This is a genomic window from Halomicronema hongdechloris C2206 (assembly GCF_002075285.3).
Taxonomy (GTDB): Bacteria; Cyanobacteriota; Cyanobacteriia; order Phormidesmidales; family Phormidesmidaceae; genus Halomicronema_B; species Halomicronema_B hongdechloris.
Genome location: NZ_CP021983.2, coordinates 2211613 through 2226560, shown reverse-complemented (window position 1 = coordinate 2226560; position 14948 = coordinate 2211613). Strand labels below are relative to the sequence as shown.

Genomic DNA, 14948 nt, shown 5'->3' with positions numbered 1-14948 from the left:
CCTTTATTGGCCCTTGCTTAAAACAGACTTAAGTCGGCAGGTGGTGAGCCTGCTGCAATGCTGCGATAATTTGCAGGTTGGCCTTGGGAAAGGGAAACTGGCTGATTTCCTCTAGAGTAACCCAGCGAATTTCATCGCATTCTAGCGGTTGCGGCTCCCCTTGCCGATGGCGGCAGTGGTAGACGTTGAGGGTGACTTTGAAATGGCTGTAGGCATGATCCACCGTGGTGAGTTGCTTCCCCACTTCCACATGAATGCCCAGTTCCTCTTGCACCTCCCGCTGGATGCAAGCTTCCACCGTTTCACCGGCCTCGATTTTGCCGCCTGGAAATTCCCAGAGTCCCCCCAGCAGCCCCTGCGGCCGACGCCGGTCGATGAGGATTTGCTGCTGATCGTTCCAGATGACAGCGACGCCGATGTGTTTATGGGGTAAGGGACCACGAGCTTCTGACATGGGCAACTCCGACTGTACATTCAGATTGTACGCTCGACAGTATGGTTGCCAAGGGCATTGCTGACAATTGGGATGGCGGCGGGTGCAGAGGGTGGCGCCGAGATCCATCAAAGCTTGGTTGAAGTCGCGGGGCTGAGTGGGTGACAGCAGCGTGGTAGATAGGTCCCATAGCTCTGGCAGGGCTTGGCTGGGGGGACAGTCTAGGGCGATGAGGCGAGTCAATACCCGTTTGACGTTGCCATCTAGGATGGGCCAGGGCTGATTAAAGGCGGCGCTGAGAATGCCACCGGCGGTGGTGCGGCCAATGCCGGACAGGGCCAGGGCTTGGTCGAATTGCTGGGGAAATCGCCCACCGTGTTGCTGCCCAATGGTTTGGGCGGCGCGATGCAGGTTGCGGGCACGGGCATAGTAGCCCAACCCTTCCCAGGTTTTTAGCACATCTTGTAGATCTGCGGCAGCTAGGCTATCGACATTGGGGAAGCGTTGCAACCAGCGCCGGTAGTAGGGGATGACGGTGGTTACCTGGGTTTGCTGCAACATGATCTCTGAGATCCAAATGGCGTAGGGATCTCGACTATGACGCCAGGGTAAATCTCGCCCCTGGTGGGCATACCAACTTAGTAAGGCCTGACGGAGTTGCTGCACGACAAAACTCGGCAAGTTACTAGCTGAACCTGCCGAGTTCGTTGAGTCAATGTCAGCGATGTAAGCTGCGATCGCAGCTTTAGCCCGGGGGCTACGGTTACGCTGGGGCGATGAACGACGGCTCACTCGCTGTCGGCACCATCGCTTCCGGCCAGAGTCTGTTCAAAGGCCAGACGCTGCTCTGCTCCCCGCAGGAAGTACCCACTCATCATGGCAGAGGCTAGCAGCCGTCCTAGGTGTTCGCGACTAGTGGTTACTTCGATGTCGAAATGCTGAGATGGCAAGCCCCCTAGCAGTCCAATGATGTTATGCTCCATAGCCTGGAGGGCCTCAGACGAGGCCGGCTTAGACAACTGAGCAATGGTCTCAGGGCTCATGGATTGCACGTACTGCAGCAACGTGTTAGGGAGCTCAGTACCATTGCGGTGATTGAAAAATTCAGGAGTATGGCCAGATAGGTCTTTCACAATGACTGCCTCACTCGGCTAGCAACGAAATACAACGAAATACGTGGACATTTACTGCTGGTACTACCGCTAGTGCGTGTAGGCGCAGATGTTGGGAGTCAATAATGTCTACAAATACTGTAACAATGACGATTCCCAGAGTAGGTGGGCAGAACCGAACTCAGGGAGTTGTGGTTTACCTGAGGGCAGAGGCTAGAACTGATGCGATTGCTAACCGTTGATGCTGCTCCAAAAGCCTCACCAGGTTGGATCGACATACAGATTAATCGTGAGACTAGACTGCCCTGAGGGAACCGCCGTAATACAGGCACAGATTGGGTCCTCCTGGTCATTGAGTTCGACTTCACAGGCATGGCAGGAGCCCATCAAGCACCCGGTGGGGATAGTTACCCCGGCTCGTTCCGCCACCTGTAGTAATGGTTCCCCAACCTCGGCCTGAATCGACACGTCATCGGGTAAAAATCGAACTGAGATACTCATGGTCAAATCTATCAGCCTTGGCGAGCTTGCTTCAGCATATCGATTAGGGTGTGGTGGGCATCTTCGGCATCGGCTAAAGTATGGTCAAACGTCACGCGGACAGGAACCGCTTGATCGTTGACCGTGGCCATCAGATTCATCCCTGCCGGATCGATAGACTCCATGGCAGCCGCTGTGACTCCTGGGGTCTTGCCGTACACTTGAGCATAGAGAACTAGGGCGTCTGCATGATCTTCATTCATATGCTTGCAGATGCGATCGCTCACAGCAGTCGTAATTGGCTCAGACATAAAGGATGGCGTAGACTACATCAAAAAATGAGATGACTGCTTCGATGATACCGCCCTCAGTTGCCAGTGCTGAGCACCCTTGGCCATCTGGCCATGTTTTTCAGAGTCCCGGTGCCCATCTCACCTATCGGGTGATTGGTCCCTGCTGCCGTCTGTTTGATCGCGAGACATTGCCTTGGCCCTGTTGTCGGCTGCAGTGGCACAGTAAAGAACCCAGCTGGCGGCGGATTGGGCGTCGCTTCGTGGCCGATATTGCCACTAAACGCTATCCTTCCTACTGTGTTGAAATTCTTGGCCAGAGCTATCGAACCGCTCCTTTCGTGACGACGCTGTATACTGTGTCGCTAGATCCACAGCTACAGGATTGGTGGCACAGTCGTCGCTAGTGAATATCAACATCAGCCCCATGGCGATTAAGCTCTCTGAGGTTCTGGGCAATTTCAATGGGTTGCCTTGTACACGGTGATGAGCCGCGTAGCCATCGTTGTTAACCCCCATCCGCATTACTAACAATCGTAGACCGACGGCCTATGGTTGAGCCATGCTGCGATCGCATCGACGTTGCCTCAGTCGGTGGTTGCTTAGCTCGAACCCTATCAGGAGGGCGTCGTAGACTAATCGGCGGTGGCTGAGACTTGGTTGCAGACGGTCGGCTATGGGCTGTCCGCTACCAGGATTTATCAATAAAGATTGTCATTAGTTTAGCCAGAGCTGAGCCAGGCAGGGTACTTTTGAGCCGCTGAGAAGAAATTATTTTTCTGTAGGTAAACATCCTTAAAATTATGTGTAAGCTTCTTGAAGAGAATGATCAGCGAGTGACACAAAGCTTTTATCTTCTAAAGGTGGGTAACTCGTTGAGTTGACTTGTCTGGAGCGAATGATTTGGTTTATGGACACGTAGAAATTTTCCTTTCATCGAGGATTAATTTCTGCCTTTGCGACAACTTAATGCAACCCATAGAGCCTAATTACTATCGTCACCAGGTTGCAGTTAGAATGCCAAAACCAAAATAATAGGCTTTAACTCGGGTGATTAATGGTAGTTATATTGTGGTTGCTTGAGTCAGGCTCTGCCCCGATCGATATCAATTGAAGGATTGCTGGGTCGATAGGTTTATCGGCCATGTATCAGTACCTTACCAACCCGACCCACTGTCTGTACCTTAACTTAGGAGTTTTTTGATCATGAGTATCGTTGCCAAAGTGATTGCTCAATCCGACGAAGCCAATCGATTCCTTAGTAGCGCTGAGCTCAATAAGCTCCAGGACTTCTTTAAAGATGGAGCAGTGCGCATTAGCGCAGCACAGAAGCTTGCAGCAAACCAGCAAAAACTTGTCGATGAAGGCAGCAAGCGTTACTGGGCTCAGTGTCCGGACGCCCCCAGCAACAGCGGCGACCCTCAAAAAACTGCTAATTGCCAACGCGATCAGGGCTGGTACATCCGTATTATAAGTTACTGCGTTTTGGCAGGTAACGGTAAGCCAATGGAAGATCTCGGGATTGAAGGTCTACGCGAGAGTTATGTGTCACTGGGAGTTCTGCCTCTGTCGTACCACAAGGTGGCATATCGTTGCATCAAGGAGGTTGCTATGGAAATTTTGACCGCTGAGGAAGGAGCTCTGGTAGCCCCCTATTTTGATCAATTGATTCGTGCGTTTTAGGTTTTGAAACATTGTTAGTCTCTAGAACATCGGAGACCTTGTTTCTCAGTCCTGATTCTTTCACTGTTGTACTCAAGTTTAGTTAAGAAAAACCATGCAAGATATCATTACTGCCGCCATTAACCCCGCTGATGAGCGATGTGCTTACTTGGAAGATTCCAGTCTAGAAAAGCTGAGGCAATATTATCAGAGCGGAACATTACGGTTAAAAGCGGCCACCCAAATTGGGAATAGTGCTGCCAGCATCATCAGCGACGCAGTCAGGAAGAGTTTGCTCTATGGAACGATTACCGAACCGGGGGGCAACATGTATCCCTGGCGTCGTTATGCGGCCTGTCTACGAGATTTAAACTACTTCTTACGCTATGCCACCTACGCCATGCTAGCCGCAGATGCCTCGATCATCGATGAGCGGGTCCTGAATGGACTGCGAGAAACTTACCTATCTTTAGGCGTTCCCATTGAGCCCACCATTCAGGCTATTCAGGCCATGAAAGAAGTGGTGACCCAACGGGTAGGAGCCGATGCTGGTCAAGAGATGGATGTCTATTTAGACCACATCATCTCAGGCCTTAGCTAAGGCTACATTGTCAGATTCGCGTACCTATCTTACTGCTTAGGCGAGGACTCATGTACTCGCCTAAGATAGGTCATTGTTGACAAACTTTATCAAAGTTAAATTCATGATGTACGCTGTCAACAAAACCCAGGAGCGGTATCCCTGGTGGGCTGGTAATGCCCGATTCATTGATTTATCCAATACGTTTATCGTGGCCCATGTTGCCCAGGCGGCCTTGATCATGCTTTGGGCCGGGGTCTTTACCCTGTTCGAACTCGCGGTTTATTCTCCCACTCAGCCCATGTATGCTCAGGGGCTGATTCTATTGCCCCATTTGGCTACCCAAGGTTGGGGAGTAGGCGCCAATGGGGCCATCGCAAATACGTTTCCCTTCCTAGCAATTGGTGCCATCCATATTGTGGCTGCAGGAGTATTGGCGGGGGGCGCTTATTTCCATCGCACCCGCCTTTCCCCCAATCTCGATATGGAACGCGGTAACGCTAGCAAGTTTCATTTCAACTGGGATGATCCCAAGCAGCTGGGCTTCATCTTAGGGCACCATCTGGCCATTCTTGGTTTAGGAGCTCTGTTGTTAGTCGCTAAGGCGATGTTCTTCGGCGGCTTGTATGATGCCACTCTGGGGGAAGTGCGCGTAGTTAGCGATCCCACCTTAGACGTAGGCACCATCTTTAGCTACCGTACCCACCTGTTTGATGTGAATAACCTCGAGGATCTGGTGGGTGGTCACATCTATGTGGCAGTCCTGCTGGTGCTAGGAGGAGCTTGGCACATCCTAGTGCCCCCCTTTAAGTGGGTCAGACAACTGTTTCTGTTTTCTGCCAATGGCATTTTGGCCTATTCTCTATTCGGCATTGCGCTGGCTGGGTTTGCGGCTTCCTACTACTGTGGTTTTAGTAGCCTGGCCTATCCAGTCGAGTTTTACGGGCCAACGCTGGAACTCAAGTCTGCCTTTTTGCCGGCTTACTTTGATCCCAATGCCACTCTAACTGAGGGGTATACGTCTCGTACTTGGCTAGCTAATACCCACTTCTATTTGGCCTTTTTCTTCCTGCAGGGAGGGCTCTGGCACTATCAGATAGCCACGGGCCTCGACATTAACAAGGTTGTACAGACTTGGCGGCAGAACCTCGCCGAAGCTAGCGATAACCCCACTCTGGTCTATCAAAACCCAGTTCACCCCAGCCCCCAGCCCTTGTTAGAGGTCCAATACGAAGCCCCTCAGGTAAGACCTGGCTCACTTCTCAAGCAGGAATATATCCCCGAAGACTACCTGTACCATCCTCCCTCGCTAGGGAAGCATGCACCTAGCCTGGCCGAGGTCAAGGGGGTACGAACGACGCTATATGAAACCACCTTCCATCCCCGTAAACTGACGTTTTATCATCCGCCGGCTGAAGCAGAGGCCAAGGCGCTGTTTGGCGGCTATGGAGGGCGAACCACCCAGAGAATATATGAGCAGCCCAAAGTACCTCACCAACAGCTAAATTACCCGAGTCCGATTGACCCGGTGATGTATGAGCCTAGCCAAGGCAATGGTCATCACTTTGGGAGCGTCACTGGGGCCAGTCAGCGTGGCTCTGACCCTGGGGTTGCAGTTGCCTCTAGTCAAGATGATGCTGACCAAGATGATGCTGACCACGGCTCCCATGAAGCAAGTGAAGCGCAAGCGAATACCCCTGAAGCAGATGACTAAACATGACTAAACCTTCAGGTTAGGGAGCTGGTGTCAGCCAAACACCCCAGGCCGATGTAGGTCTGGGGTGCCTCTCTAGGAAAGGATGCTTATGTGGCTAGCCTTTAGGCCCAGGACGGAGCGGTTTTATTTCTCTGGAAACGATTAATTTAACTATTAGCTAGCTCAACCATTGTTACGACCAGCTTAAAAAGCTTTTACATTCTCTCTATTCCCTCAATCACAGTCGATAGCCCTATATCATCCCGCTGCATTAAATCAAAATTAATACACAAACTCGAAAGAATAATTAAAATACTTAGACAAGTGCAGAAAGTGCAGACCGGACAAAATGCGCTGCACCAGATGGTCTATAGATTATAGATTGAAAGACTTGATGGGGAGCGTTGTGTCCGGAATTTGGCGTGGCTTTCTAATGAAAGAAGCGCTAAGCCTATGATCAAAGCGTTCACAGCCAATCTGTCAAAGCTTCTGGCTGGGTTAGGCGCTGCCTGAGCCTGAGGTTAGGTGCTTTGATGACCGAGGGAATGCCCTTGGATGTAGGTCAGCCTACTTAAGCCGCATTTGAAGTAATGCGGTTGTTGGATTGGTTGCGCGTTGATTCTGCATGGATGTAATGGGTGATTTTAACTTATGACAACCACTCTCCAACAGCAACAACAACAAAGCTTGTGGGAGCGGTTTTGTAATTGGATCACCAGCACCGAAAATCGGCTATATATCGGCTGGTTTGGGGTGTTGATGATTCCAACTTTGCTTACCGCTACCACCTGTTTTGTGATTGCTTTTATCGCGGCTCCTCCCGTGGACATCGATGGTATTCGTGAGCCAGTGTCTGGTTCTCTGCTTTATGGCAATAACATCATTTCTGGAGCCATCGTGCCGACGTCTAACGCCGTTGGCTTGCACCTTTATCCGTTGTGGCAGGCTGCTTCTCTAGATGAGTGGCTGTACAACGGTGGTCCGTACCAACTCATCGTCTTCCATTTCTTAATTGGTATCTTCTGTTGGATGGGCCGTCAGTGGGAGATGAGCTACCGTCTGGGTATGCGTCCCTGGATTTGTGTGGCTTATAGTGCTCCAGTGGCATCGGCAACCGCTGTGTTCTTGATCTATCCCATTGGTCAAGGTTCCTTCTCCGACGGCATGCCCCTCGGAATCAGCGGTACCTTTAACTTCATGTTTGTGTTCCAGGCAGAGCACAACATCTTGATGCACCCCTTCCACATGCTAGGTGTGGCCGGTGTCTTCGGTGGGGCTTTGTTTAGTGCCATGCACGGGTCTCTGGTCACCAGCTCTCTGGTGCGAGAAACCACTGAGAACGAGTCTCAAAATTATGGCTACAAGTTCGGCCAAGAAGAAGAGACCTACAGCATCGTGGCTGCCCACGGCTACTTTGGCCGCCTGATCTGGCAATACGCCAGCTTCAACAACAGCCGCGCGCTCCATTTCTTCCTGGGAGCTTGGCCGGTAATTGGTATCTGGTTCACCGCCTTGGGCATCAGCACCATGGCCTTTAACCTGAACGGGTTCAACTTCAACCAGTCGGTGCTGGATAGTCAGGGCCGTGTCATCGGTACCTGGGCCGATGTGCTCAACCGGGCCAACCTGGGCTTTGAGGTGATGCACGAGCGCAACGCCCACAACTTCCCCTTAGACTTGGCGGTTGAGGGCGACGCTCAACCCGTGGCCCTGCAGGCACCTGCCATTCAAGGGTAATTACAAGGGTAATTAAGATTAGGCCAACGACTGGTCTATAGACACTGTAACCCTGTGGTCCCGCTGAGGTGGGGCCACTTTTTTATGGCCGCTGTCGCCGCCTTAACCATTGGATAAATTGAGACGCTGGCAGGGGCTGGCTGAGAAGATATCCCTGGATGGCGTCGCAGCCCTGAGCTTTGAGATAGGCTAGTTCGTCTGTGGTTTCTACTCCTTCGGCTACCACCATCAGGCCCAAGCTGTGGGCCATTTGAATCATGGCGGTGGTGATAGCTCCGTTGGTAGGGTTGGTGTGCACATGCTGCACAAAGCAGTGATCGATTTTAAGAATGTCGAAGGGAAAGTGCTGTAGGTAGCCCAAGGAGGCATAGCCGGTACCAAAGTCATCGATGGAAATGAGCATGCCTAGACGACGTAGTGCTTGCAGGTGAGCCATGGTGGTGTCGACATTTTGCACCAGCACCGACTCCGTCAACTCAATGCCTAGATATTTAGGGGCAATGCCTATCTCCGCCAGGATATTGTTGATGCGAGAGATTAAGTCAGGACGGGCAAACTGCAAGCTGGAGAGATTGACACAGACTGATAGCGGAGGCAATCCCAGGGCCTGCCATTGCTTTATTTGCTGACAGGCAGCGCGAATCACCCATTCCCCTAGTTCGATGATGAAGCCGGAGCGCTCGGCCAGGGGAATAAACTCTGCCGGTGGGATTAGGCCTTGGGACGGAGAGCGCCAGCGAATCAGGGCTTCTACCCCTAGCAGCTGATCATCGGCCAGGGTTGCTTGAGGTTGATAGAATAACTCAAATTCATCGTTGGCTAGGGCTGTCTGTAGCTGTCGTAGGCGATGCGAGAGCTCAGGTGGGGAGGGGGCTGCAGCCGGGTTGGCAGGATTAGCCCCTACTGAGGTGTAGACCTGCCTCATGATGCTGTGTCTATCTAGCCGAGTCCTGACTGCTTCTAGCAGGTCATGGCGGGTGAAGGGCTTGGTGATGTAATCGTCGGCCCCCAGTAACATGCCCCGGCGCATATCTCGACGGTCTGACTTTGCCGTCAGAAAGATAAAGGGGGTGAGGGCAGTCAGTAACTGGCTGCGCAGCTGATGCAGCACCTCATAGCCATCGAGCTCGGGCATCATGATGTCGCAGAGAACTAAATCTGGCGGGTGGGACTGGGCTAGCTCAATCCCGGCGGCACCAGTGTCTGCTTCCAGCACCTTGAAACCCACATCTTCGAGCATTTCGCTGATGATGTCTCGAATCGGAGCCTCATCTTCAATAACGAGTATCATTTTGGTTGTATCCATAGGTAGCGCAGTATTAGCGCGGCTCGCCAATCACTATCTGTGATCTGTGTAGGTGATGCAAAGACTAGCTATACCAACTCCAGCATAAGCGCTAGAGAATTCCCTAAATGCGACGAGTAAAAAGCCCTTGCAAAGAGCGCGTAGGCTGAAATAGCTGAGTTTAGATGAACACTAAGGTTATCGCTATGCCGTTTTTGTGCTCCAGAACTCTGGACGAGGAGTAACTTGCAAATCTAGATGTTGCTAGGCAATTCTCTGGTCATTTAGGTAACCACACTTTAAACAGGGTACCCACGCCCTCGGTGCTTTCAACCTCGATGTGGCCATTGTGCATTTCAATGGCCTTTTTGACAATCACGAGCCCCAGGCCTGTGCCCTGGCGATTGCCGACATTGGTGGCTCGAGAGAACGGCTGAAATAGGTGCCCTTGATCCTTTTGGGGAATACCAATGCCCTGGTCTTGAATCTCTAGGGCAATGCCATCGTTACGGTAGATGAGGCGGATTGTGACGGTACTGTGCTCTGGAGAATATTTCAGGGCATTGCTCATCAGGTTAGTGACTATCTGGCGCAGCAAATGTTGATCATACAGCCCGGGGTAGGGCTGGCCACTGGTGTCGAACTGGAGTTGATGGCGGTTTTGGTCGGCGAGGGTGAGTTCGTCAATGAGGGTCTGACACAGTTGAGATACCTGGACGGGACGGGGATGGAAGGGCAGTCGGTCGGAGTCGGCCCGGCTGATTAGGAGGACGTCTTCTACCAAATGCGCCATGTGCTGGACGGTGGTTTTGATCTGCTCGAAGTGGCGTTGCCGTTTTTCCTCGGACCATTTGTGGCCGGCATATCTCAACAGTTCGGCAGACCCCATGATGGTGGTGAGGGGAGTGCGGAATTCATGGGAGGCCATGGAGATGAATTGGGTTTTGAGGGTGTTGAGTTCCTGCTCCCGTTCTAGGGCAGCTAGGGCTTGAGCCTCGGCCCGTTTGCGCTCGGAGATGTCGGTGACGCGGACAATATTTAGGGTTGCTTGAGCCACCGTGAGGGGGCGACAGGCCAGGCTCCCCCAGAATTCGCGGCCTAGAAAGGTTACATACTCGATTTCCCGGGTCCAGAATCCCTTTTCTGCCATCTCGGCGAGAACTTCTTGGATTTCGGCGGGAGTGAAGGCATATTTCTGTAGAGTATCGCCACCCTTGCGGCCAATCAGGTCGTTTTTGCTGTTGGCCTGGAAGAGTTCTACGGCCCGCTGATTGCAGTCGACGATGAGCAGAGTCTTGGGGTCGACCAGGAAGAGGGCATCGGTGGCATAGTTGAAAATGGCGTCTCGCAGGTTTTTCTGACGCAGGAGTTCTTGTTGGCTGCGCCGCCGTTCGGTTATGTCCTGGACTATAGAGACGATGTAGTCGGGCTTGCCGGAGGAGGTGCGTACCAGGGCATAGGTGATATGGGCCCAAAGCACGTGGCCATCTCGGTGGAGCTTACGGGTTTCTACCTCGGCGGTTCTGGTATCACCAGTGATGATCTGTCTTAGCACGGCAGAGTCGGCTTCCCAATCCTCGGGGTAGGTGATGTCGAGGAGGGGTTGCCCTACTAGGTCTTCTGGAGCATAGCCGAGCAGGTTAGAGAATTTTTGGTTGACTTGCAGTAAGCGCCCCTGCAGGTCTATCTGCTTGATGCCGACGCCGGCCTGGTCGATCAGGGCCTGTAATTTGGCTTCGCTGCGTTGCAGCGCCTCGGTCCTGAGGCTAACTAGATCTTCTAGGTGCTCGTTTAGGGTTTGCAGGGCGACTTCGGTTTCTTTGGTCTGGGTAACATCGCGGCCGACGGCGTAAATCAGAGTACCTTGATTCAGGGGGATGGCACTCCAGGCAATCCAGCGGTAGCTGCCATTGTGGCAACGCCAACGATTTTCGAAGCCCTGGACGGTGAGTCCTTGGTGTAGCTGGGTCAGGATGGCTTGGGTGGCGGCCTGATCTTCGGTGTGCACGAAATTTAACAATGGCCGTCTCAATAACTCGGCTTCACTATGGCCCAGCAGTTCGGTGAATCGAGGGTTAATGCGTTGCAGCTGGCCATCGCCGTCAGCAATGCAGAAGAGATCTTGGGAGAGATTGAAGAATCGGTTTAGTTCCCGTTCGGTTTGCTGACGGATCATCGCGGAGGCCAGCATATTGGCTACGGCTTGTACAAAGTTAACTTCGTCGAGGCTGAAGCGGCGGCGCTGGCGGCTGTGCACCGCTAAGATGCCGTAGGGCTGATGGCGTCCGGCAATCACTAGGCTGATGCCAGCGACCAGCCGTTGGTTATGCAGAAAGGGGGCACCGCCGAAGCGGGTTTCTAGGCGCAGGTCTTCTACGGTGACAGGCTGATCTGTGGCTAGGGTGTAGCCATACTGAGACCGTTGCTCGCACCCTACGGTAGCGACTCCAACCCAGGGTTGGGGCCAGCCTCGGCCAGCTTTGAGTTGTAGGGCGGCGCGATTGGGCAGCAATTCTAGGATGCCGCAGTAGTTTAATTTCAGGATTTTAGGGAGTCGCTCGACGACTAGATCGAAGAGGGCTGGAATGCTGTCGGTTTTCAGGGCCATGTGCCCCAACTGGGCTAGGAATTCCTGGCGCTCGGTGCGCTGGCGGAGTTGCTGCTCGACCCGCTGTCGCTCCTGGAGTTCTCGCTGGTTGGATTCGTAGAGTTCGGCTTGCTGAATTGCGATCGCAACTTGAGTCGAGAGGCGCTGTAGCAACTCCACCTCTTCTGGCTGCCAAGGCCGCGGCTGAGCACATTCCTGGGCCGCCAATAACCCCCAGAGCAGATCACTCTGCACAATCGGCACCACAATCAGGGCCTTGACCTGAATCCGCTGCAACAAGTTCACATGGCAGGGGGTGAGGCTACCATCGTGGACATCAGGGGTTACCTGGACTCGGCCATTGCGGTAGGGATCGACTAGATCCTTGGCGAAGTGGGGATCTCGGATTAACTGGCCCAGCAAGGGCATCCAGTCTGGGGTCACCGCCTCTGCCACCACGGTACCACTCCAGTCGGCATGGAAGCGGTAGACAATCACCCGATCCGTCCGTAAAAACTGGTGTAACTCATCCACCACCGACTGCAGCGTGACTTTTAGGTTAAGAGAGCTATGAATGGCCGAGGTGATCGAGGCCAGTAAGCGATCCTGGCTCGCCGGTTGGGCTAGGTCCTCAGTGCGCTGCCCCCTCTCCGCTAATATCGCCTCCATGGTTTGATAGAGCTGCATCGGGGTGAGACCGCGGAGAATCGACTTTTGGGTGACCATCCCCAGCAAGTCGCCCTGGTCATCGGTGACCAGTAATTGCTGTACCCCATGCTTTGCCATGGTCGCGTGAGCCTGCCAGAGGGAATGCTGGGGCATCAGCGTCGCCTCGATCGGTTGCATAATCGCCTCTGCCGAGAGTCGCTTGCCCTTCAGGGCCAGGATCGGGCAGTGCAATAGATCTCGTTCGCTGACCAGGCCTACGGGCTGGGGAGGTTGGTCTAGAGAAGGAGCCGCCGCGGACCGCACCAGAACCACGCAGCTAACGGCGTGCTGGGCCATGAGCTGGGCCAGGTCAACCACGGTAGCCTCAGGAGCAGCAGACACCACCGGCTGCTGCATGACTTCAGCCACCTGCTGCCACTGCAGCAACTGACTCGGCTCCAGCATCCGCTGCACACTGGCGGTGGTGATTAGGCCCACCAGCCAGCCATCATCGTCTACCACGGGCAGGTGGCGAATGCCATGGCGCTGAAACAGCCCTAATACGGCAAAGGGGTCTTGCAGGTCTGCCTGGCTGACAAAGATTGGCGGGGTGGCCATCACCGATGACACTAAAACGGTCTCCAGGTCGGTCTCTGCTGCGATGAGCCGAACTAGATCCCGCTCGGTTAAGATCCCTATCAGTTGCTCATGATCGACAACGCCCAGGCATCCCCAGGCGTCAGCCGTTGCCATGCTGGGGTCGTCACTGGATGCGATCGCACAGGTCAGACTCCCTCGTAGCGTGGTCAGGGCAGTCGCTAGTGTTGCTCCAGGGGCTACAGTTGGGGGAGGCCATAGCAAGGCCCGGTTTAGATTCAGCAACATCATGCAACCCAATGACTCAAGCGGAGCACTCCAGAGATCGCTGCAGGGGGCTAGTCGTGATGCCGGTGCCTGACAACTGGCCAGTCCCCAGAGAGGGCGAGCTGACATCACTGACATCACTGTTGAATTCTCTATTACTAGGGTGAGTGAGCCCCCCTATCCCGTGTTGGAATTGTCATTAATCTCAGCATTTTAAATCTCAGCATTTTTCTGGGCCTCAGCAGCAGCATCAGGGCCAAAAGGCCCCCTAGCTAGTCCCGGCTAGGGAAACTTCCAGGCATTGAAGTAGAGGGCGCTAAAGCGGTAGAGTTTCCACACAGAGGTTTTTTGATGGAGTGGCCTATTGGTTGCTAGCAACGACCATGAGCAGCCCGGTGACTACCTACTATTTGGAGATCTGCAATCGCGAGGATTTGATTCCTGAGGATTGCCCTGATCCTCGGTTTTGGATTGGCGAATGTACCATTCCTCAGTTTGAGTACAATCGATTTTTGTACCATCTTGTCGGTCGAGACTGGAGTTGGACGGATAAATATAGCTGGTCTGATCTGGACTGGAAGCACTATGTCGAGGATGCCAACCTACGGACATGGGTAGGCTACTACGACGGCTGTCCGGCAGGCTATTTTGAATTGCAGAAGCAGGCCCATCACACCATTGAGATTACCTACTTTGGCTTTACCCCTGCCTTTGTTGGCAAGGGCCTGGAGGGATCTTTACTCACCCATGCCATTACTAGCGCCTGGGCTTGGGAGGGGAAACGGGTTTGGGCCCATATTAGCTCCCTGGATCATCCCCATGCCTTGAGCAATTATCAAGCGCGGGGCATGACCATCTATGAGACGGATGTGGCGTATCCAGACGGGATGGATGAGGCATGACTCCTGCGATTAATGTGGTGGGGGGGATTAGTCCCCTAGGGCAAAAACGACGGTTAGCGATGGTGTTGGATGCCTCGGCCATGGATCACGGCTCGATCTATGTCAGTGCCGGTAAGCGGGGGCTAGAGATAGAGTTGGCGCCGACAGATTTGGTGGCCCTGTGTCGGGCTGAACTGGCGGCGATCCAGAGGTCGGTGGATAAGTAGGGGATGGTTTAGGAAGGCGGAGGGCAGACGGTAGCAGGCAGAACGCAGGCGGCGAAATCTCGATGCATGCCGCCTTGCCGCTCTGGTTGATAGCGGCGTTACTGCATCAAACTCACTAGGCAACCGTTCGCCTGGTTCATACTTACCCGACTCGATATGGCCCCTAAGCTGCTCTGAGATGACCATATGCAGGGGCTGTCTAGCGGAGTCTTGCTCCTTAGGGACCATAGAAGATGCGATCATTGCCCGCTGGCATCTTATCGGGAAACGAGCCCTGGCTTGGGAGAGTGATGGCGTCGGGGGCAGAATCCGGCCTACTGCCCTGGACCCCGCGGCAGGGCTGGTCGGTTGGTCGTTTAAGATCGCGTTGCCTCGACAAGGGAGCGAGGGGCTTTTTCCGGAAGTGTTCAGCAAACTGGGTTCCGACCAGCCTGGAACCCTTGATTTTCCGTGCCCAGAACCGAGG

The 14948-nt window shown here is 53.6% G+C and carries 12 protein-coding genes and 1 pseudogene; 7 read left to right on the top strand and 6 right to left on the bottom strand.

The features are described from left to right. Positions 1-28: 28 nt before the first annotated feature. The 4 genes from mutY to XM38_RS10045 form a co-directional block, all read right to left on the bottom strand. The gene (gene mutY / locus XM38_RS10060) at positions 29-1114 is read right to left on the bottom strand and encodes an A/G-specific adenine glycosylase (protein ID WP_391540807.1); all 1086 of its coding nucleotides are present in this window, start codon (positions 1112-1114) and stop codon (positions 29-31) included. A 107-nt stretch (positions 1115-1221) separates the two neighbouring features. Further along, positions 1222-1566 carry a DUF760 domain-containing protein gene (locus XM38_RS10055; RefSeq protein WP_080809702.1) on the bottom strand — a complete coding sequence of 115 codons (345 nt, stop codon included), beginning with the start codon at positions 1564-1566 and terminating at the stop codon, positions 1222-1224. Between the two features lie 237 nt (positions 1567-1803). Then, the gene (locus XM38_RS10050; protein ID WP_080809700.1) at positions 1804-2046 is read right to left on the bottom strand and encodes a 2Fe-2S iron-sulfur cluster-binding protein; all 243 of its coding nucleotides are present in this window, start codon (positions 2044-2046) and stop codon (positions 1804-1806) included. 11 nt (positions 2047-2057) lie between these two features. Continuing rightward, positions 2058-2336, bottom strand: a complete 279-nt coding sequence (locus tag XM38_RS10045) for a DUF2470 domain-containing protein (protein WP_080809698.1) — start codon at positions 2334-2336, stop codon at positions 2058-2060. A gap of 32 nt (positions 2337-2368) precedes the next feature. On the opposite strand from XM38_RS10045, the gene XM38_RS10040 reads away from it, so the two are divergent. The 5 genes from XM38_RS10040 to psbA all read left to right on the top strand — a co-directional run bounded on the left by XM38_RS10040 (position 2369) and on the right by psbA (position 7990). After that, positions 2369-2722: a hypothetical protein gene (locus tag XM38_RS10040; RefSeq protein WP_256995581.1), complete on the top strand. Its 354-nt coding sequence runs from the start codon at positions 2369-2371 to the stop codon at positions 2720-2722. Between the two features lie 799 nt (positions 2723-3521). Then, entirely contained in the window at positions 3522-3998 is a 477-nt protein-coding gene (locus XM38_RS10035; RefSeq protein ID WP_080809693.1) for a globin family protein, read from the top strand. A gap of 94 nt (positions 3999-4092) precedes the next feature. Further along, positions 4093-4578 (top strand): allophycocyanin subunit beta, encoded by a 486-nt coding sequence (locus XM38_RS10030; protein ID WP_080809690.1) that lies wholly within the window; start codon positions 4093-4095, stop codon positions 4576-4578. Positions 4579-4681: 103 nt separating this feature from the next. After that, positions 4682-6271: a chlorophyll a/b binding light-harvesting protein gene (locus tag XM38_RS10025; protein WP_225889275.1), complete on the top strand. Its 1590-nt coding sequence runs from the start codon at positions 4682-4684 to the stop codon at positions 6269-6271. 633 nt (positions 6272-6904) lie between these two features. Next, positions 6905-7990: a photosystem II q(b) protein gene (gene psbA, locus XM38_RS10020; protein WP_080809685.1), complete on the top strand. Its 1086-nt coding sequence runs from the start codon at positions 6905-6907 to the stop codon at positions 7988-7990. An 82-nt stretch (positions 7991-8072) separates the two neighbouring features. Here psbA and XM38_RS10015 read toward each other — a convergent pair whose 3' ends face one another. Further along, entirely contained in the window at positions 8073-9281 is a 1209-nt protein-coding gene (locus tag XM38_RS10015) for an EAL domain-containing response regulator (protein WP_225889274.1), read from the bottom strand. 274 nt (positions 9282-9555) lie between these two features. After that, positions 9556-13398, bottom strand: a complete 3843-nt coding sequence (locus XM38_RS10010; RefSeq protein WP_187329355.1) for a PAS domain S-box protein — start codon at positions 13396-13398, stop codon at positions 9556-9558. Between the two features lie 359 nt (positions 13399-13757). Here XM38_RS10010 and XM38_RS10005 point away from each other — a divergent pair, with 359 nt between their 5' ends. Together XM38_RS10005 and XM38_RS10000 are read left to right on the top strand one after the other, a co-directional pair. Further along, positions 13758-14276 (top strand): GNAT family N-acetyltransferase, encoded by a 519-nt coding sequence (locus XM38_RS10005; RefSeq protein ID WP_080809674.1) that lies wholly within the window; start codon positions 13758-13760, stop codon positions 14274-14276. 14 nt (positions 14277-14290) lie between these two features. Beyond that, a pseudogene (locus XM38_RS10000) lies at positions 14291-14482 on the top strand (YbaK/EbsC family protein); the annotation flags it as partial. Positions 14483-14948 lie beyond the last annotated feature (466 nt).